The following is a 19,130-nucleotide window of genomic DNA, read 5'->3' on the forward strand; positions in this document are numbered from 1 at the left end:
TCCGGAGTTCCGGGTTCCGGGTTCCGGAGTTCCGGGGTTCTGGGGTTCTGGGGTTCTGGGATTCCCGGGTTCCGGGGGTGCTTGGGTTTGGCTTTGGCTTTAGCTTTGGCTTCAGGTCTTGCGGCACCTACCATTCCAACAGCTCAACCCAAAGAACCCCACCAAAAAACAAAAAGCAGCGATCCCCAGATCGGAGGATAGCTGCTCTGTTGTTTTTTCGAGATGAATGACCAGGGTTGTTAATCAATCGTAGCTGTCGTTAAACATCTCATGGGTTTCATGGCTGCCTTCCCAATCCTTAAGCAAGCCCTCGGGAGCATCTTCTGCGGAATCCCACATGCTGAATCCATCGGAGCCGCCCCAATCCCCCATTGAATTATTGGGCGTAGGCTCGAAACCGTTGCCCATGGATCTTCCCTGTTCTTTCTTGTTCTCATGTTCCATAAAGCTCCCAACCTTTCCCAATGCTATATTGATCAAGCAACAACATTATCAGTGTTCACTCTTCTAAAAGGATTATGCATATCGCCATAGAAATGGTTGTCCTTGCGTAGACCTGTCATGCAAACGTATACTCTAGGTTAAAGACTATACCGATTAACAACACTGGAGGTTTACATCCAAATTATGAAAGTGAAAGATATGATTAAGGAAAATAACGCCCTGCGTGAGCAGTTGACGCCCTTCAATCGCTCCTATTTAGAAGATATGATTCTTGCCGTGCGGGCCAGTCGAATTGAACCCCTGCGCGGAGAAGAACTTTTGCTGGATGCGGCCAAGCTGCTGTTGAAGGAACAACGTAAAGGGAAAAATGCCAAGCAGGTTTTTGGCGAGAATCCGCACGATTATTTTAAAGAAATCATAGACAGTGTTCCCGGGCGCCCGGTGCGCACTAAATGGAACTATTACTTGATGATTCCCTGCGCAGCTCTGACCTGTCTTTTTGGGATATTGGCAGTCGGTGGACTCTTCTTCCAATGGACTGACGATTCACCTGGAATGTTCGGACAGATCAGCCTTTTCACCCTGCTCGCTGTGGGAGTAGGCTCCATTATCTTAATTGAACTGATTATGAAATGGATGTCTTCCTTGTCGGAAAGCGATGCACCCAGTGCCAAACCTTTTGATATAAAAAGCCTTGGCATCTATATTGGCATCGCAGTAGCTGCTGTATTTATCGGCATGTTCCTCGATCGGTTATTTCCGGTCATTACAATATCCCCGTGGGTAAGCTTAATTCTGTGCATCATTGGGGGGTTGGGACTGAAATTTATATTTTTCAAAAAATAAATACCTAGGCTAAAAACTTTATTCCATCCGATAGATAGGGGGAAACTTCCATGATTAAGAAGCATCATATTCTCTACTCCGTTCTAGCTATAGCCTTAGGGCTAGGCATATTGCCCAGTGCTATTCACGCCGAAGGTGCTACCAGCCCTGCTGGGGAAGGCGCTAAGGCAATTCCTCAAGCAGCTAGCAATAATCATGCAGAGGCTGTCTATAAAGCTGCATTACCGCTATTATCTACCTCTGACAAGTTACCCGAAGCCATAAAATATTTGAACTCCAATATGTATGCAGTAGGGTCGTATCGTGCAACAGTGCTGACCCTGAAGCTTGAGAATCTGCATAAAGCTGCACTGCAAGCCTGGGAAAGTAAATTCAGTACCAGCACTGTCCAGCGGAAGCTCACCGCCATTTATAAAGCAGGCGCCAGCATGTCTTCTCTTGCTGCTATTACTGATGATCTCCAGCTGCGTACACTGCTGAAAAGTGCCAGCGAAAGCGGATATAAGCTGGAGACAGCAGAGGGTACTTTTTTCCCGGTGATCGATTATGGGGCTTACCGCAAGTACAAGCTATACGTTACCAATGATATCAGCGCTTATATTACCATTATGGCCACCGAATCGGACCTGCCCTCTTCCAAGGACAACGGGCTAGTTATCGCCTGGACTGAGGTAGCAGCCAGAGCTTTATCTCAAGAGCAATTCATTCAAAATCATCCGAAATCAAACCGAATTTCTGCTGTAAAAGCCTTGTACACTATGTATGTGAATAATACGTTTTACGGCCAGAATAACACTCCTCTCTTCCATTATGACAATCTGGAAATGGATTTGGAGGCGCAAAAGGCTTACTCCAGTATTCTGACCAAAAATAATGACAACAGCCCATTTCTACAAAAGCTGGATAGCTTCATGAAATTAATGAAAGACAATAGCTATAAATTGACCGATGAGGTCGAGCAATATCGTAAGACTTCATTACCTCTCTAATAAAGAAATCACAAAAGCCCGTCCCTGAAATGAATAGGGACGGGCTTGTTTATGTTTATTAACGTGATTATTAAGTGGATAAGAGAATTAAATAAGGATGTTAAAGAGATTAGAATCCTTATTGATCTCTACATAATCGACGCCCTTCTGCTGCATCCGTTCGATGAGAGGTTCGTAGGCATCCGTTGACAATAATTCAATGCCCACAAGCGCGGGACCATTTTCTTTATCATGCTTCTTGATATACTCGAAACGGGTAATATCATCGTGAGGTCCAAGGATTTCTCCCAAGAACTCACGCAGCGCACCTGCCCGTTGCGGGAAGTTCACCATGAAATAGTGTTTTAAGCCTTCATAAATCAATGAACGCTCTTTGATCTCCTGCATCCGGTCAATATCGTTGTTGCCGCCGCTTATGATACAGACAACTGTTTTGCCGCGGATTTGATCACGATATTGATCAAGCGCTGCGATAGGCAGCGAACCTGCTGGCTCAACCACTATGGCATTCTCGTTATATAGTTCCAGAATCGTGGTACAAGCTTTACCTTCAGGCACCATTACGATGTCATCCAGATGACGGGAGCAAATATCATATGTCAGGCCACCAACACGTTTTACAGCCGCTCCGTCCACGAACTTATTAATTTCCTTCAGAGTAACCACTTCTCCAAGCTTGATCGCTTCCGTCATAGAAGCGGCTCCGAGTGGCTCCACACCAATCAACTTGGTAGAAGGACTAACTGTCTTCACATAGGTGGCTATGCCCGCTGCCAGGCCGCCTCCACCAATGGTTACGAACATAAAGTCTGCAGGGTTGTCCAGACTCTCCATCACTTCCATTGCAATGGTGCCGTTGCCCGCAATGATTCGTGGCTCATCAAAGGGGTGGATCAACGTCATCCCATGATCTATACAAGCTTGCAGTGCTTCATCATAAGCATCATCAAAGGTATCGCCCTTCAGAATGACCTCAACAAACTCACCACCGAACCGCCGTACCTGCTTAACCTTCTGGTTAGGCGTAGTGCTTGGCATATAGACCTTGCCTTTAATTCCAAGCGCCTTACAGGAATAGGCTACGCCTTGTGCATGGTTGCCCGCACTTGCACAGACAATGCCTTTTGCTCTATCTTCTGCTGACAAACTACGAATCATATTATAAGCTCCGCGGATTTTGAAAGAACGTACAATCTGCAAATCCTCGCGCTTCAAATACACATCACAATCATACTTGGCTGACAGCACAGCATCACGTTGTAGGGGTGTCCGGATTATGACTTCACGCAGTACGTGATGAGCCCGCACAATATCTTCCATTCCTACGATTCGGTCTTCCTCTTCTCTCATAACCCTCTCGCCTCACTATCTATCTGTTATTCTACTTCTTGTAACATACTCTCCCGAGGACATTTTTTCAAGCATCCTAATCAGTGATAAAGAAAAAGAGACTAAAGGAACCCTATAGTCTCTTACTAATATTTGCTGTCTCTACGCTATGAAACCTACTAATCCTGTTGCTTCAGCATCCACTTCACCAGGTCTGGTAAGCTTGTCCACAAACGTGAATGTACAATAACATATTCGATAGCCTCGTTAGCGTCACCCACGCCTACAAAATCAGGCAGGTTATGCGGCAATCTTTTGATACCTAACAGATAATCTGGCACATGCTTGTTCACATTCTTCGCCACGCGGTAGAGCATTTTGAGCTGGGAAGTAATCCCGTTCTTCTTATATTCTAAAACCATACGGTCATATGCTACTGTTGCTGCTGCATCCTTGCCGAACTTCTCCAGTACCTTCTCGGTCTTCTTAAGCTTATTGGTGTAAAGGTACGTTGCCGTTAGAAGGTAACGCGCACCTGTGTTATCTTCTGGGTTCAATTCTAGAATGTGCTCCAGCGTCTTTTGTGCTTCTTCTGCATTTCCGCTAAACCAGCAGGAGTCAGCGTAGCTTTTGCAGATTCGAATGTACGAACGCGTCTCGTAAAGACCCCAGAAATGTCCTTTGTTCTCAATGAAAAAGGCTTCTCCAAGCTCACGCGCACCCGCTTCCATCCCTGCTTTCAGATAAGCACGGGCATCTGCTTCATTCTCGGCTTCCTCAGCCAAAATGAGATAAGCGTCCGGACTGTCCGGATAAACTTCCAATGCTGCTTCTGCTAGCTGGATCCGACGATTGGATGCTTTAGTTTCCATTGCTTTTTGCAGCAAAGCCTGTTCCTGATCCTTCGGAGTGCCTGAAACGTTGAGCAAAAGTAATTCTTCCTCTGCCCCGCCCATGCCGTACTGTTCGATATAATTAAGCATCTCTTTAACTTTTCTGGAGATGGTAGGTGCAGTAACCTCATGTTTGATCGCTAGATCAGCTTGAGTTTGAAGGAAACCATATTCCTCAGACAAGATAAATTCGATAGCCGCGCAGAAGGAGCCCATTTTCTTCACTGCAGGCTTGATGTGACGGGAATAACCATTCCATAAAACCAGACCTTCCCAGATTAGCTCCCGGTCATAGCTGTCTCTCATGGTCTCAATAAGGTGCATAGCCAATTGTTCATGTGCTGGATGCTCCCATTTCAGATCCCGTGACACCTTTTTTTTGAGCGTAGTTAGGGTAAGTTTAGCTTCAGAAATGGCTGCCGCTTCTGGTTTGTCGGCCACAGCCACAGTAGCAGCGGATTCTTCCGTTGTTACCAGTCGCATGATGGATTCCACTGCAGAAGTTTCTTTCCCTAGGCAGCATTTCTTATATTTTTTCCCGCTTCCGCAAGGACACATATCATTTCTTCCAATCTTACTCAAAACGAATTCCCCCTTAAATCTGTGAGTAGCCATTCGCCATAAGCGTATCGCTAGTATGCACTATAAGTATCAACATTTTCAGGCACGAGGCATCCTTTATAAGGTTACTGCACAAAGTCTGAAGGACTCCGATTTAAAAGGGCCTTCCCATGATCGGAAAGGCCCTTATCTGTATATATCCGCACATTTTCCCCCGTACGTGTAGTATTATAGCACTTCTTCTATCACTTGTCAGTCCTTTTTTAGGACTTAAAGCGCAAAAAATTGCTAGATACAGTGCTTTATCCTTATACCAGAGCCTTCATAGCGATGTCGCTGCGATTCTGTTTCCCGGAAAAAGAGATTCCTTCAGCCCTAGCATAGGCCGCTGAACGAGCTTCGGCAATCGTAGCACCCAGGCCTACCACGCCTAAGACCCGTCCGCCGTTCGTTACCCAGCTGCCATCTGCCCCCCGTGCTGTACCGGCATGAAAGATCAGCCCTCCTTGGCTGTCCTCAAGCCCTTCAATCGGCACTCCTTTAGGATAAGAGCCTGGATATCCTCCAGAAGCGAGAACCACGCACACCGCTGCTTCGTCGCTCCACTCAATATCGATATCCGCAAGTCTGCCCTCGGTTACTGCCAAAAAGATTTCTAACAAGTCGCTCTTCAATCTAGGCAGCACGACCTGTGTCTCCGGATCCCCAAACCGGGCATTAAATTCGATGGTCTTTGGTTTACCTTCTGGAGAAATCATCAGCCCTGCGAACAAAACGCCGCTAAACGAACGGCCTTCAGCTACCATAGCCTTTGCTGTTGGCTTAATGATGGTCTCAATCGCTTCTTGGATAATCGCCTCGTCGATATGCGGCAGAGGCGAATAGGTGCCCATTCCACCGGTATTAGGACCTTTATCTCCATCGTAAGCGGGCTTATGATCTTGAGCGGCAGCCATCGGACGCACTGTCTCTCCATCAACAAAAGCCAAAATCGACATTTCCTGACCCGCCAGGAACTCTTCAATGACAACCTGAGCGCCAGCTTCACCAAACACTTTGGTTACCATAATATCAGCTAGTGCCTGCTCGGCCTCTTCCCGTGAATAGGCAACGGTCACGCCTTTTCCTGCGGCAAGCCCATCTGCCTTGATTACGATCGGCAGCGGTTGCTCGCGTAAGTAAGCCAATGCAGCTTCATAGTCATCAAATTTTTCATAGGCTGCTGTCGGAATATTATATTTGTGCAAAAGATCCTTCATAAAGGTTTTGCTGCCTTCGATCTCAGCTGCATTCTTGCGCGGACCAAACACAGGAATAGCCTGTGCTTCAAAAGCATCCACAATGCCCCCTGCTAACGGATCATCCGGTCCGATTACAACAAGACCTACTTCCTTCTCTTTTGCAAAAGCCGTCAGACGGTCGAACTCAAACACACCGATAGGCACACATTCTGCTAGCTGCGCAATCCCGGCGTTGCCGGGTGCGCAATAGATTTTACCAACCTTGGGGCTTTGGGACAGGCTCCAAATAATCGCATGCTCCCGGCCGCCGCCGCCAACCACTAAAATATCCATTAGAATAAAATCCTCCCAGCGTTCTAGTGTTTGAAATGACGGACGCCTGTGAAGACCATAGCAATTCCATACTCATTCGCGACCTTGATCGATTCTTCGTCTTTAATGGAGCCGCCTGGCTGAATAACTGCGGTAATGCCTGCTTTAGCTGCCATTTCAAGCGTATCTCCCATTGGGAAGAAGGCGTCAGAGGCAAGGACTGATCCTTTGGACTTCTCGCCAGCTTGTTCAATTGCAATTTTAGCTGCGCCAACGCGGTTCATTTGTCCTGCACCTACGCCAACTGTCATATCATCCGCAGCTAATACAATCGCATTAGACTTCACATGCTTAACTACCTTCCAGCCGAACAACAGCTGTTTCAATTCTTCTTCGGTTGGCTTACGGTCCGTAACAACTTGTAGATCATCCGGGTTCACAGAATGCACATCGCTCTCCTGCACAACCATTCCTCCATCAATAGAGGTAACTACGAAGCTGCTCTTACGCGCGCTAGCCGTGCTGAGATTGCCGATTTTGAGCAGACGCAGGTTCTTTTTCTTCGTAAGGATTTCCAGTGCTTCTTCCGTAAAGCCTGGCGCCAATACGATTTCGAGGAAAATCTCTTTCAGCAGATTAGCAGTGTCCGCGTCGATAATCCGGTTAGCGGCTACTATTCCGCCAAAGATAGAGGTTGGGTCTGCGTTGTAAGCTTTTTGATAAGCTTCGTATACACTTTCACCGACACCTACACCACAAGGATTCATATGTTTAATGGCTACGACAGCAGGTTCTTCAAATTCTTTCACGATTTGCAGCGCTGCGTTAGCATCGTTGATGTTGTTGTAGGATAATTCTTTGCCATGCAATTGCTCAGCTGCTGTAAGAGTATCCCCCGCAGCCAAAGGCTTGCGATAGAAAGCCGCTTTTTGATGCGGATTCTCTCCATAGCGCAGATCCTGAATTTTCTCATAAGTCACGGTGTAGCGCTCAGGAAGCGGTTCGCCAGTAACATTAGCCAAATAATCGGAAATTAAGGCATCGTAAGCCGCCGTATGACGGAACACTTTTGCCGCAAGTCGTTTGCGTGTTTCCAGCGTTGTATCTCCATCTGCGCGAACCTCTTCAAGCACTGTAGCATAGTCGTTAGCATCTACCACTACACTTACAAAAGCATGGTTCTTCGCCGCAGAACGCAGCATCGTCGGTCCGCCGATATCGATATTCTCGATAGCTTCTTCATACGATACATCCGGTTTAGCAATGGTTTCCGCGAACGGATACAGATTTACTACTACCAGATCAATGTAGTCCAGACCAAGCTCTTTCATTTGACGCGTGTGTTCCTCATTGTCACGAACCGCTAGCAATCCGCTGTGTACAGCCGGGTGCAAGGTTTTGACACGTCCATCCATGATTTCCGGGAATCCTGTAACATCGGAAATACCGATGACTGGAACACCTTCCTTAGCCAAAAGCGTGCTTGTTCCACCAGTGGAAATAATCTCTACGCCTAATGCAGACAACTCGCGGCAAAAATCCACGATACCTTGTTTATCCGATACGCTAACTAGCGCTCTTTTGATACTCACTTTGAATAGTCCTCCTTCGGGTTGTACGTGCGATTTAATGTGATGACATCTAACAGCTTGGGAAAATACTATAAGAAAAAATCTGACTCTATTACCTACTACACGACACATAATGCCGCTTATGCAATATTTCCCGAGAAATACCCTGAAATCTCTCCGCCTGTCACCAAATGTCGATCCAAAACTTCGAATGGCTACAGTGTGGCTTACTTTTCGCGGATAATCGTCTTTCTTCCACTCAGTTCCACTTTCCCGCTGGCAAAAGCGCCAACCACTTCAGGATACAACTCATACTCAACCTTATGAATCCGTTCCGCCAATGAATCCGCCGTGTCGTTATCCAACACAACTACGCTACGCTGAGCAATAACTGGCCCGGTATCCATACCTCCATCGACAAAATGCACAGTGACTCCCGTCAGCTTCACGCCATAATCCAGCGCTTGTCCGATCGCATCCTTTCCAGCAAAAGCAGGCAGCAGCGATGGGTGAATGTTAATAATCCGACCCGCATACGGCGTTAAAAGCACTGGTGTAATGAGGCGCATATACCCTGCCAGCACAACCAGCCCGATTTCCCGCCGCTGAAGCTCTGCGACAATCTCTGCTTCGTAGAGCTCACGGCTGGCGAAGTCTTTTGGCCGCAGCAAGAGGGCGGGAATTCCCGCATCCTCCGCACGTTGTGCTACAGGCGCTTCCGGCTTGTCCGAGACAAGAAATTCAATCCTGCCGTCTCCAAGCAAGCCTGCTCTCTGTGCCTCGATCAGTGCTGCAAAATTGCTGCCCTGCCCCGAAGCAAAAACAGCGATTCGACTTGATTGCATCACACTTCAGCTCCAGTAAAGGTTACTTTGCGTTCCCCTTCTGTTACTTTACCAATGATATACGCCTCTTCTCCGCTAGCTTTAAGCAGTTCAAGAGCGCGTTCTCCATCAGCAGCGCTAACTACCAGAACAAGACCAATTCCCATATTAAAAGTAGTGAACATATCACGGTTGCTCACGTTTCCTTTGTCCTGCATCAATCCGAAGATTGGCAGAATCGGCCATGATCCGTAATTGATCTCCACGTCTACATTATCAGGCAATACGCGTGGGATATTCTCAATGAATCCGCCACCCGTAATATGAGCCATACCTTTTACCGGAAGCTGCTCCAGCAGTGCCAGCAAAGGCTTCACATAAATCTTAGTTGGTGCAAGGAGTACATCCGCCAGCGGAGCGCCAAGCTCAGGAAGCACGTCATTCAGGCCATAACCCTCTTGCTCAAGCAAAAGCTTACGCACCAGCGAGAAGCCATTGCTGTGCACACCACTGGAAGCCAGACCAATCACTGTGTCTCCAGCAGCGATGTTAGCGCCTGTTACCAGCTTCGCTTTATCAGCTACGCCCACTGTGAATCCAGCGATATCATATTCACCTGCTGAATACATACCCGGCATCTCAGCCGTTTCGCCGCCAATCAGTGCACAACCCGCTTGGTGACAGCCTTCAGCGATTCCAGCTACGATAGCCTCGATTTTCTCCGGCACCACTTTGTCGCAAGCCAGATAGTCGAGGAAAAAGAGTGGCTCTGCGCCTTGCACTACGATGTCGTTCACGCACATAGCTACAGCATCGATGCCAATCGTGTCATGGCGATCCGCCGCGAATGCGATTTTGAGCTTTGTGCCTACACCATCGGTTCCCGATACAAGCACTGGCTCTTCATATTTATCTTTATTGAGGCCAAACAGCGCTCCGAACCCACCAAGATCCGTCATTACTTCTGGACGGTAAGTACGTTTTACGTGCTTTTTCATGCGTTCTACCGCTTCATTACCAGCCGCAATATCCACTCCGGCGTTTTTATAAGCTTCCGACACTATTGGACACCTCATCTTTTAATAGTTTAGAGCGCGTTTGGGCGCATTCGGCTTTTGGGTGGTTGCAGGGGAGTTATTGCGAGGAATGTTTGGACTTCCGATCGCTGTTATGCTCGAATTCCTTTGAATTTTTTACCGCTGAGCGGTAGAAATTCGAGCATAAGCGTATGCTTACGAAGCGAGCTTTCCCTCGGAAAGCTTTCGGGCGAACGCTAACGCTTCTACAGTTCCAAACTTCCTCTCCACAACTCCCTCCAACCACCGGTTTGTCCCTACTGCAAGCCGCAGTGCGCGCCTTGCATACGGACCTCAAGACCTCGGTGCATGAGCTGCGCCATACACCTTCTTAAGCGAAACAAGCGAGTACCGCATTTGCGTAGCAAACAGGGACGAGCTTGGAGAGCTGATCTTGGTGCTTAGAGCGCAGCCAAGTGCCTCCTTAGCGAGACAAGCGGTCCTCGTATTTGCGAAGCAAACAGAGGGAAGCTTGGCGAGCCAGTCCCGGCGGCGGATGCAGCCGGGGGGCGGAGCGCCGTAAAGCGTGTCCCGTCCGTGCGCAGCACACAGGGACAAAGCGAGCACTCGTACCCAAGTCTTCTTAGCAAGTTATAATCCAACTCCTACCGCCGAGCTTTCGGGTGGCCGGAGGGCAGAGCCCTTCGGAATCCCCCTTTGTAAGGGGGACTTAGGGGGATGTCAACACGAGCAGCCATCTTTCTCTGCCCCGCCAAAATCCACCTGCGTCGGGTAATCATTATCAAAGCAAGAAAGGCAAAGTCCGCCTTTATAGTCATCTTTGTTGTGTCCACCAATGGAAGAGATTAAGCCTTCCGGTGACAAAAATGCCAAGGAATCGGCGTTGATCTCTTCGCACATTTCCTCAATGGTCTTGTAGGACGCGATGAGATCGCGGCGGTCTGGTGTATCAATGCCGTAGAAGCAAGGATTCTTGAACGGCGGTGAAGTAATCCGCACATGCACTTCAACAGCTCCCGCTTCCCGAAGCAGATTGACGATTCGGCGTGAGGTCGTGCCACGAACGATAGAATCATCGATCATAACGACACGTTTGCCATCAACTACACTGCGCACGGCGCTCAGCTTCATCTTCACACCTTGCTCACGCAGTTCTTGGCTCGGCTGGATGAAGGTCCGTCCAGTGTACTTATTCTTAATGAGCCCAAGCTCATAAGGAATTCCCGTTTGCTCGGCATACCCGATGGCTGCTGAAATACTGGAATCCGGCACCCCGGTTACGAGATCAGCATCGACAAAAGCTTCCAGTGCCATGCGGCTACCCATCCGCTTACGGGCGGAGTGCAGGTTAGAGCCGTTCATATCACTGTCTGGGCGGGAGAAGTAAATATACTCCATCGCGCACAGCGCTTTACGTTTGGGTTCGGTAAAACGGTCCTCTAAGAGGCCGTTTTTGTCGAGGACTAGCAATTCGCCAGGCTCAATATCACGAACCAGCTGTGCCCCAATGACCTCTAATGCGCAGGACTCGGAAGCAAAAATATAAGCTTCACCAATCCGTCCCATCACTAGCGGACGCAAGCCATGGGAATCTGAAGCGACAATTAACTTGTCATTTGTCATAAGCAGAAAAGCAAACCCGCCAACGAGCTGCTGCAGCGCATCTTTTGCCGCTTCAACAAAATCCTTTGGCGAACGGGCAATCAGATGCGCCAGCACTTCTGTATCACTCGTAGTTTGAAAGATCGACCCGCTTTGCTCCAGCTGTTTGCGGATCAACGGTTCATTTACTATGTTGCCGTTCGTAGCAATCGCCAAATCGCCGTCACGATATTTAAATACCAGCGGCTGCGCATTGGTTAAGCGGCTGTCTCCACTAGTGGAATAACGTACATGCCCAATGGACATGTCTCCAACCAATGAGGCAATTTTGTCCTTGTCGAATACTTCTTTTACTAACCCCATCCCGCGGTGATAGTTGAAATCGCGACCGTCTGCTACGCAGATTCCCGCACTTTCTTCTCCACGGTGTTGTAAGGCGTGTAAGCCGTAATAAGACATGGACGCCGCTTCCGGGTGTCCGAAGACCCCGAAAACGCCGCATTCTTCTTTTAATGTGTCAAAAATATCTCCCGAGCCCGTTCCTTCATTGTAAAAGTCACCAGTCCACAGGATTGGAGTCTCCTGCTCTTTCCCGGTCTTTATTTCATAAGACATGGAATAGCATCCTCCCAAACGAATTTCAATTCTGCTACAGCTTCATCTAGTGCGGACACGCCGTCCAGATTTACGCGCAGTCTGTCTCCACCTACAGTTCCGATGATTTCCACGGGAACACCGCTGGCTGCAATCGCTGCTTTCAGCTCTTCCGCACGTTCAGGAGCGGCTGTCAGCACAATGCGTGATTGGCTTTCGCTGAACAATGCTACATCAGATCTAAGACCGTTAGCTGAAAGCTCAACGTTCGCTCCGATTCCGCCGCTGATACAGCTCTCTGCAAGCGCTACGGCAAGTCCACCTTCGGACAAGTCATGTGCGGAACGCACCAGACCGCCACGAATTGAGGTAAGGACTGCGTTCAGCAGTTTTTTCTCAGTAGCCAACTCCAAAGCCGGAGGACGACCCTCGGTCACACCATGAACAGCATATTGGAATTCACTGCCGCCCAGCTCAGCCTTGGTTACTCCCAGCAGAAGAATAGAATCTCCTTCTTGCTTGAACCCTTGAGTCGTAATATGATCCGTGTCCGCTACTAAACCAACCATGCCGACAACCGGCGTTGGATAGATGGAGCCCGTAGTATTTTCGTTATAAAGACTGACATTACCACCGATAACCGGAGTATCCAGCACACGACAGGCTTCAGCCATACCATCAACCGCACGCTCCATTTGCCAGAACACATCAGGCTTCTCAGGATTTCCGAAGTTCAGGTTATCCGTAATAGCCAGCGGTTCAGCACCGGAACAAACGATGTTACGTGCCGCTTCGCTAACTGCAATACGTCCACCCACTTCAGGATCAAGATGAACATAACGGCCATTACAGTCTGTAGTCATCGCAAGTCCTTTACGAGTACCATGAATGGTAACTACAGCCGCGTCAGATCCAGGGCGTACAGCTGTGCTCGTCCGCACCATGTAATCGTATTGATTGTATACCCATGCTTTACTTGCTACGGTTGGTGATCCAAGCACTGTACGCAATGCACCGCCCAGATCCGTAACTTCCTCGTAACGAAGGGTATCTACCTTTTCATTCGCAATATAATAAGCAGGAACCTCAGAAGGTTTGTTATATACTGGACACTCATCCACGAGCGCCGTTACTGGCATGTCACCAACAACCTCGCCGTGATGATACAATTTCAAGCGGCCATCATCCGTAACTTTACCGACTTTACAGCAGATAACACCCCAGCGGTCAAAAATCTCTTGTGCCTGGGCCTCATCCTTCGGCTCAACGACAAACAACATCCGTTCTTGTGATTCTGAAAGCATCATTTCGTAAGGCGTCATGCCCTCTTCACGTTGTGGCACCTGATCAAGATACAGCTCCAGACCATTGCCTGCTTTACTTGCCATCTCCGCACTAGAGCATGTAAGACCCGCTGCGCCCATATCCTGAATCCCGATAACGATGCCGCTGTCGATCAGTTCTAGACAAGATTCCATAACGAGCTTTTCCATAAATGGATCGCCGACTTGTACTGCGGTACGTTTAGCTTCTGATTCCTCACTAAGCTCTACCGATGCAAAAGTAGCACCATGAATTCCATCACGACCTGTAGGTGGACCTACATAGAAGACTGGGTTGCCAACACCCTTAGCTACACCACGTTGGATTTTGTCATGATCGATCAGACCCACACACATTGCGTTAACTAGCGGATTGCCATCATAGCTATCATCAAACATGATTTCGCCGCCAACCGTTGGAATCCCGATACAGTTACCATAACCAGCAATACCAGACACTACATGTTCGAACAAATACTTCACTCGATCACTTTCCAGCTTCCCGAAACGTAGTGAATTAAGGATTGCGATAGGTCTGGAGCCCATGGAGAAAATATCACGGATAATCCCGCCGACACCCGTTGCCGCACCTTGGAATGGTTCTACCGCTGAAGGGTGGTTATGACTTTCGATTTTAAAAACAACCGCTTGGTTGTCACCGATATCTACAATCCCTGCGCCCTCGCCAGGTCCCATCAGGACACGTGGTCCGGAAATTGGGAAACGTTTCAGGAGTGGTTTGGAGTTCTTATAGGCACAGTGCTCGGACCACATTACGCTAAATACGCCGATTTCAGTGTAGTTCGGCAAACGTCCCATAAAAGACTTGATCAGCTCATATTCGCTGTCCGACACACCGAACTGGCTGTAAATTTTCTGCTCCGCAATCTGTTCTGCGGTCGGTTCCTTAACGGATACTTGCTGCGTCATGACGATCCCTCCAAGTCTTCAGTATGGATGTAAACATTCTTTTGCCGTCTTCTGAACCAAGCAAACTATTAGCCGCGCGCTCAGGGTGAGGCATCATGCCAACCACATTCCCTTGTACGTTACTAACACCCGCAATATCGGCTACGGAGCCGTTAGGGTTATCGCTATAGGTAAACACGATCTGATTGTTAGCTTTCAGCTCTGCCAAAGTCTCGTCATCACAGTAGTAGTTTCCTTCACCGTGTGCGATTGGAATGATGATTTCTTCATCTTTAGCATAGTCAATAGTAAATGGGGTTTCATTATTAACAACCTTAAGCACTGTATCGTGACAGCGGAACTTCATCGACATGTTGCGGCGAAGCGCACCTGGCAGCAAACCAGCCTCAGTAAGAATTTGGAACCCATTGCAAATGCCTAGCACGTATTTCCCTTGCTCTGCTGCTTTAGCAACTTCCGCCATAACAGGAGCAAATCTCGAAATCGCGCCACAGCGCAGGTAATCACCATATGAGAATCCGCCTGGAACCAAAATGCAATCATACGCCGACAAATCCGTCGCTGTATGCCACACGTAATCGACTGGTTCGCCGAGACTGTCCTCTACCGCCTTGTAGCAATCAATATCACAGTTGGAGCCTGGGAAGACAAGTACAGCAAATTTCATGTCGTTTAGTCCTCCAATTCGTAGCGGTAATCCTCGATCACCGTGTTGGCAAGTAGCTTTTCGCACATTTCCTTAAGACGCACTTCCGCTTCAGCACGGTTATCCGTATCCAAAGTCAACTCCATATATTTCCCGATACGCAAGCTTTCAACTTCTTGGAAGCCTACCGAATGAAGTGCTCCTTGTACTGCTACCCCTTGTGGATCAAGAACGCTTTTCTTTATGGTGACATATACCGTCGCTTTTAACATATGCTTGTAGTTCCTCCTAAATTTTAATGAGCATACCCTCTGAAACTGAAATTCTACAATGAGTACATTTAGCTTCAAAAATATATACTGAATTTATTCCCATGAGTGCACACACTATGTTGAACTATAAAGACTTGCCAGTAAGACGATGATAAATGTCCAGATAACGCCGTGTAGTTTCTTCTACTACTTCCAGTGGGAGCGGATCAGGCTTACTATTCTTATCCCAGGCAGATGCAGATAGATACGTACGAACAGGCTCTTTATCCATACTATCAATTTCAATATCAAGCGCGTATTTATCCTTAGCCCAGAAGCGGGAAGCATCCGGTGTAAAAATCTCATCGATCAGAATCACCTTACCGTCCAACAAGCCGAATTCGAATTTGCAGTCCGCAAGTATGATCCCACGCTCAGCACAATACTCTCTAGCAAAAGCGAACAGCTTTAAGCTCTTTTCCTGCAGCTCAAGCGCCAGATCAGCTCCGATTAATTCCTGCATTTTCTCAAATGGAATATCCTCATCGTGACCTACATCATTTTTAGCCGCAGGGGTAAAAATCGGCTCTGCCAGCAGCGCGTTTTTGCGGAGGTTAGCAGGAAGCTCAATACCATTTACCTTGCCGGTTTCTTGATACTGTCTCCAGCCGCCGCCAGTGATGCATCCACGCACTACGCATTCGATATCAATGCGCTCCGCTTTGCGTACCACCATGACACGGTTTCTGAGGGCCTCTTTGTCCTTAACTACGTCGCCGAGCAGATCCACATCAATATGAACGACATGATTCTCCATCAGCTCTTTAGTCTGTCCGAACCAGAACGCGCTCAGACGGTTAAGCACATTGCCCTTTTCAGGGACCGCCGGGTCCAGCACATAGTCAAAAGCAGATATCCGATCCGTAACTACGATCAGTACATTTTCTCCTAAATCGTATAGCTCACGAACCTTCCCTTTGTAGAGCAGCGGCGCATTGATGAGTTCCACGGCTGTGGATACGGCCGATGATGTCATGACCTTTCCTCCCTTGAACTAATGATCTTCCTAAGTTGGGCTGGTCTAGGAGGAAGTACTTCCGAGGAATGTTTGGACTTCCGATCGCTGTTATCCTCAGATTTCTTGATTTGAACCGCTTCTCGCGGTAGAAATCCGAGGATAAAGGCGAACGCTAACGCTTCTACAGTTCCAAACTTCCTCTACAGTGCTCCCCATCCAGCTTTGCATTTATTGCAGCGTTCCTTAGTTCACCACTAACTTATCTTTTTAGGATCTCTAAGGTCTCATTCTGAGGAATTCGTTCCTTATCGACCCAACCATTAACGCACCTATTTTTTAGAGCAGTTCTAGCTTGCGGAAGATGGTATCCACATGCTTAAGGTGCCAAGAAGGGTTAAATGCATCTTCAATCTCTTCTGGGGTGAGGACATTAGTGATTTCAGGTGTAGCTTCCACGATATCACGGAACTGCTTTTGCTCTTCCCAAGCTTGCATCGCACGTGGTTGAACGGTATCGTACGCTTGCTCGCGGCTGAAGCCTTTATCAATCAGCTTGGTTAAGATCCGGCCGGAGAAAGGAACGCCGAAGGTACGGTTCATGTTACGCTTCATATTCTCTGGGAATACAGTCAGGTTCTTCACGATGTTTCCGAAACGGTTCAGCATGTAGTTCAGCAGCATCGTTGCATCCGGAAGGATGATACGTTCCACTGAAGAGTGCGAGATATCGCGTTCATGCCAGAGCGGCACGTTCTCGTAAGCTGTAACCATATGTCCGCGAATCACGCGGGACAGACCGGAAATATTCTCGCAGCCAATAGGATTCCGTTTATGCGGCATAGCAGATGAACCCTTTTGACCTTTGGCAAAAGCTTCTTCTACTTCGCGAATCTCACTCTTTTGCAGAGCGCGGATTTCGGTAGCGAATTTGTCTAGCGAGGTTGCTACCAGAGCAAGAGCTGCCATATATTCAGCGTGACGGTCGCGCTGTAGAGTTTGTGTCGAGATCGGTGCAGGGCTTGTACCCAGCTTACGGCAGACAAATTCTTCTACGAATGGATCGATGTTGGCATACGTACCAACGGCTCCGGAGATTTTGCCAAATTGCACACCGTTCGCAGCATGGCGGAAACGCTCCAGGTTACGTTTCATTTCTTCGTACCACAATGCCATTTTCAGACCAAAAGTAGTTGGCTCAGCATGAACCCCATGTGTACGGCCCATCATCGGTGTATCTTTATAAGCAATAGCTTTATCTTTAAGGATCTCAATAAAGTTGATAATATCCTTCTCTAGAATCTCATTCGCTTGACGCAGCAAGTAACCCAGTGCTGTATCCACCACATCTGTGGAAGTAAGGCCGTAGTGTACCCATTTGCGTTCTGCGCCAAGGCTTTCGGAAACCGCACGAGTAAACGCAATTACGTCATGACGTGTTTCCAGTTCGATTTCATCAATACGTGCGATGTCGAATTTAGCATCCTTACGCAGCTTAGCAGCATCTTCATGTGGGATGACTCCCAGCTCCGCCCATGCTTCACAAGCGCAAATTTCCACTTCCAGCCACGCTTTGAATTTATTCTCCTCAGTCCAAATGGCCCGCATCTCGGGTCTGCTGTAACGTTCGATCATATTCTTTAGTTCCTCCAAAGTTTAGATTGCTCCACCCAGGATAAGCCGTCTCCGGTATCCTTGCACAGCAGATTGATATGACCCATCTTACGACCAGTCTTACTCTCAGTCTTGCCATATATATGAAGCTTAGGTACAATACCCAGCTTATTATCTTTTTCCTCATGTGTACAGGTCGCTTTAATAGCACCATCCAAATGCTGACCTAATACATTTACCATAACTACAGGTGTCAAAAGCGTTGTATCGCCCAGCGGCAGATTACAAATCGCCCGGACATGCTGCTCGAACTGTGAGGTCACGCAAGCATCCATGGTGTAATGGCCGGAATTATGCGGCCTTGGTGCCAGCTCATTGACGAACAATTCACCGTCCGCTGTGACGAACATTTCCACGGCAAGCAGTCCAACTGCATTCAGGCCTGCGATTAAAGTCTCAGCCAGCTCGCAAGCTCTGCGCTGAATGTCCGCTGACACTCTTGCAGGTACAATGGACAGATGCAAAATATTATTTACATGAATGTTCTCAGAAGGCGGGAAGCTTTTGACCTCCCCAGATGCACTGCGTGCAGCAACAACGGATATTTCGCATTGAAAAGCTACAAACTTCTCAAGCACCAGCTCCGGAATCACCTCACCGGGTGCAACCTGCCGGAAAGCTTCTTCCAGCTCTTCTTCCTGACGAATCACAGCTTGACCCTTGCCGTCATAACCGCCTGTGGCTGTCTTGAGCACACAAGGTAGTCCAAGTTCAGCCGCCGCCTCTTTTAGCTCCGCAAGGCTGTCCACCTTCCGGTACGGGGCGACCGGAACGCCCGCCGCCTCGATGGCGGCTTTTTCGCGCAGCCGATGCTGCGTGGTATACAGCAGCGCGCTGCCCTGCGGCACGTACGATTCCTCCGCCAGCAGTGCGGCTACGCCCGCGTCGACGTTCTCGAACTCGTACGTGATGACGTCCGCGCGGCGGGCCAGCTCCCGCGCCGCGTCCCGGTCGTTATACGCCGCCGTGATCTGCGGCGTAACTTGACCGCTAGGCGCATCCGGCGCAGGATCCAGCGCCACGAAGCGGTACCCCATGGCGCTGCCGGC

General features: G+C 48.5%; 18 protein-coding genes. 4 read left to right on the forward strand and 14 right to left on the reverse strand.

The features are described from left to right. The coding region (locus MHH60_RS32565; protein ID WP_341161213.1) for a hypothetical protein at window positions 1-201 on the forward strand (201 nt) is incomplete at its 5' end. Window positions 202-243: 42 nt separating this feature from the next. Here MHH60_RS32565 and MHH60_RS32570 read toward each other — a convergent pair. Then, window positions 244-444 (reverse strand): hypothetical protein, encoded by a 201-nt coding sequence (locus MHH60_RS32570; RefSeq protein ID WP_036680885.1) that lies wholly within the window; start codon window positions 442-444, stop codon window positions 244-246. Between the two features lie 183 nt (window positions 445-627). Between MHH60_RS32570 and MHH60_RS32575 the strand changes: the two genes are divergently transcribed. After that, window positions 628-1,290 carry a DUF1129 family protein gene (locus MHH60_RS32575; protein ID WP_076136906.1) on the forward strand — a complete coding sequence of 221 codons (663 nt, stop codon included), beginning with the start codon at window positions 628-630 and terminating at the stop codon, window positions 1,288-1,290. Window positions 1,291-1,340: 50 nt separating this feature from the next. Next, window positions 1,341-2,279, forward strand: coding sequence for a hypothetical protein (locus MHH60_RS32580; protein WP_081389072.1), 939 nt, complete (start codon window positions 1,341-1,343; stop codon window positions 2,277-2,279). An 87-nt stretch (window positions 2,280-2,366) separates the two neighbouring features. Here the strand turns inward: MHH60_RS32580 and ilvA are convergent, their stop codons facing one another. From ilvA to purM, 6 genes are all read right to left on the reverse strand, one after another. Continuing rightward, window positions 2,367-3,629 carry a threonine ammonia-lyase IlvA gene (gene ilvA / locus MHH60_RS32585; protein WP_076104158.1) on the reverse strand — a complete coding sequence of 421 codons (1,263 nt, stop codon included), beginning with the start codon at window positions 3,627-3,629 and terminating at the stop codon, window positions 2,367-2,369. Window positions 3,630-3,787: 158 nt separating this feature from the next. Beyond that, on the reverse strand, window positions 3,788-5,083 hold the full coding sequence (locus MHH60_RS32590; RefSeq protein ID WP_038568669.1) for an SEC-C metal-binding domain-containing protein: 1,296 nt from the start codon (window positions 5,081-5,083) through the stop codon (window positions 3,788-3,790). A 287-nt stretch (window positions 5,084-5,370) separates the two neighbouring features. Beyond that, complete coding sequence (purD, locus tag MHH60_RS32595) at window positions 5,371-6,636, reverse strand: phosphoribosylamine--glycine ligase (protein WP_076136908.1); 1,266 nt, start codon at window positions 6,634-6,636, stop codon at window positions 5,371-5,373. A 23-nt stretch (window positions 6,637-6,659) separates the two neighbouring features. Next, window positions 6,660-8,207 carry a bifunctional phosphoribosylaminoimidazolecarboxamide formyltransferase/IMP cyclohydrolase gene (gene purH, locus MHH60_RS32600; RefSeq protein ID WP_076136910.1) on the reverse strand — a complete coding sequence of 516 codons (1,548 nt, stop codon included), beginning with the start codon at window positions 8,205-8,207 and terminating at the stop codon, window positions 6,660-6,662. Window positions 8,208-8,413: 206 nt separating this feature from the next. Continuing rightward, window positions 8,414-9,031 (reverse strand): phosphoribosylglycinamide formyltransferase, encoded by a 618-nt coding sequence (gene purN, locus MHH60_RS32605; protein ID WP_341161214.1) that lies wholly within the window; start codon window positions 9,029-9,031, stop codon window positions 8,414-8,416. Next, a complete protein-coding gene (purM, locus tag MHH60_RS32610) occupies window positions 9,031-10,071 on the reverse strand; it encodes a phosphoribosylformylglycinamidine cyclo-ligase (RefSeq protein WP_076136912.1) in 1,041 nt (346 codons plus the stop codon). Before purM ends, purN begins: the two co-directional genes overlap by 1 nt. 409 nt (window positions 10,072-10,480) lie before the next feature. Here purM and MHH60_RS32615 point away from each other — a divergent pair, with 409 nt between their 5' ends. Further along, a complete protein-coding gene (locus MHH60_RS32615) occupies window positions 10,481-10,609 on the forward strand; it encodes a hypothetical protein (RefSeq protein ID WP_256715180.1) in 129 nt (42 codons plus the stop codon). Window positions 10,610-10,767: 158 nt separating this feature from the next. On the opposite strand, the gene purF is transcribed toward MHH60_RS32615, so the two are convergent. The 7 genes from purF to purK form a co-directional block, all read right to left on the reverse strand. Next, a complete protein-coding gene (gene purF / locus MHH60_RS32620; RefSeq protein ID WP_036680905.1) occupies window positions 10,768-12,264 on the reverse strand; it encodes an amidophosphoribosyltransferase in 1,497 nt (498 codons plus the stop codon). After that, on the reverse strand, window positions 12,249-14,495 hold the full coding sequence (gene purL / locus MHH60_RS32625) for a phosphoribosylformylglycinamidine synthase subunit PurL (protein ID WP_036680907.1): 2,247 nt from the start codon (window positions 14,493-14,495) through the stop codon (window positions 12,249-12,251). Before purL ends, purF begins: the two co-directional genes overlap by 16 nt. Beyond that, on the reverse strand, window positions 14,473-15,162 hold the full coding sequence (gene purQ, locus MHH60_RS32630) for a phosphoribosylformylglycinamidine synthase subunit PurQ (protein ID WP_036680909.1): 690 nt from the start codon (window positions 15,160-15,162) through the stop codon (window positions 14,473-14,475). Before purQ ends, purL begins: the two co-directional genes overlap by 23 nt. Before the next feature lie 5 nt (window positions 15,163-15,167). Next, complete coding sequence (gene purS / locus MHH60_RS32635) at window positions 15,168-15,413, reverse strand: phosphoribosylformylglycinamidine synthase subunit PurS (protein WP_036680912.1); 246 nt, start codon at window positions 15,411-15,413, stop codon at window positions 15,168-15,170. A 124-nt stretch (window positions 15,414-15,537) separates the two neighbouring features. Further along, the gene (locus MHH60_RS32640; RefSeq protein ID WP_076136913.1) at window positions 15,538-16,428 is read right to left on the reverse strand and encodes a phosphoribosylaminoimidazolesuccinocarboxamide synthase; all 891 of its coding nucleotides are present in this window, start codon (window positions 16,426-16,428) and stop codon (window positions 15,538-15,540) included. Between the two features lie 318 nt (window positions 16,429-16,746). Further along, complete coding sequence (purB, locus tag MHH60_RS32645) at window positions 16,747-18,042, reverse strand: adenylosuccinate lyase (protein WP_076136915.1); 1,296 nt, start codon at window positions 18,040-18,042, stop codon at window positions 16,747-16,749. Window positions 18,043-18,047: 5 nt separating this feature from the next. Beyond that, window positions 18,048-19,130, reverse strand: a 1,083-nt coding sequence (purK, locus tag MHH60_RS32650) for a 5-(carboxyamino)imidazole ribonucleotide synthase (RefSeq protein WP_341161215.1), incomplete at its 5' end; no start/stop codon positions are given.

It is taken from the genome of Paenibacillus sp. FSL H7-0716 (assembly GCF_038002705.1).
Lineage (GTDB): Bacteria > Bacillota > Bacilli > Paenibacillales > Paenibacillaceae > Paenibacillus_AQ > Paenibacillus_AQ odorifer.

Bases quoted from the DNA above. Each gene is read 5' to 3' on its own strand.
- MHH60_RS32570 (WP_036680885.1), bottom strand. From the start codon at position 444: ATGGAACATGAGAACAAGAAAGAACAGGGAAGATCCATGGGCAACGGT.
- MHH60_RS32575 (WP_076136906.1), top strand. From the start codon at position 628: ATGAAAGTGAAAGATATGATTAAGGAAAATAACGCCCTGCGTGAGCAG.
- MHH60_RS32580 (WP_081389072.1), top strand. From the start codon at position 1,341: ATGATTAAGAAGCATCATATTCTCTACTCCGTTCTAGCTATAGCCTTA.
- ilvA (WP_076104158.1), bottom strand. From the start codon at position 3,629: ATGAGAGAAGAGGAAGACCGAATCGTAGGAATGGAAGATATTGTGCGG.
- purD (WP_076136908.1), bottom strand. From the start codon at position 6,636: ATGGATATTTTAGTGGTTGGCGGCGGCGGCCGGGAGCATGCGATTATT.
- purN (WP_341161214.1), bottom strand. From the start codon at position 9,031: ATGCAATCAAGTCGAATCGCTGTTTTTGCTTCGGGGCAGGGCAGCAAT.
- purF (WP_036680905.1), bottom strand. From the start codon at position 12,264: ATGTCTTATGAAATAAAGACCGGGAAAGAGCAGGAGACTCCAATCCTG.
- purL (WP_036680907.1), bottom strand. From the start codon at position 14,495: ATGACGCAGCAAGTATCCGTTAAGGAACCGACCGCAGAACAGATTGCG.
- purQ (WP_036680909.1), bottom strand. From the start codon at position 15,162: ATGAAATTTGCTGTACTTGTCTTCCCAGGCTCCAACTGTGATATTGAT.
- purS (WP_036680912.1), bottom strand. From the start codon at position 15,413: ATGTTAAAAGCGACGGTATATGTCACCATAAAGAAAAGCGTTCTTGAT.
- MHH60_RS32640 (WP_076136913.1), bottom strand. From the start codon at position 16,428: ATGACATCATCGGCCGTATCCACAGCCGTGGAACTCATCAATGCGCCG.
- purB (WP_076136915.1), bottom strand. From the start codon at position 18,042: ATGATCGAACGTTACAGCAGACCCGAGATGCGGGCCATTTGGACTGAG.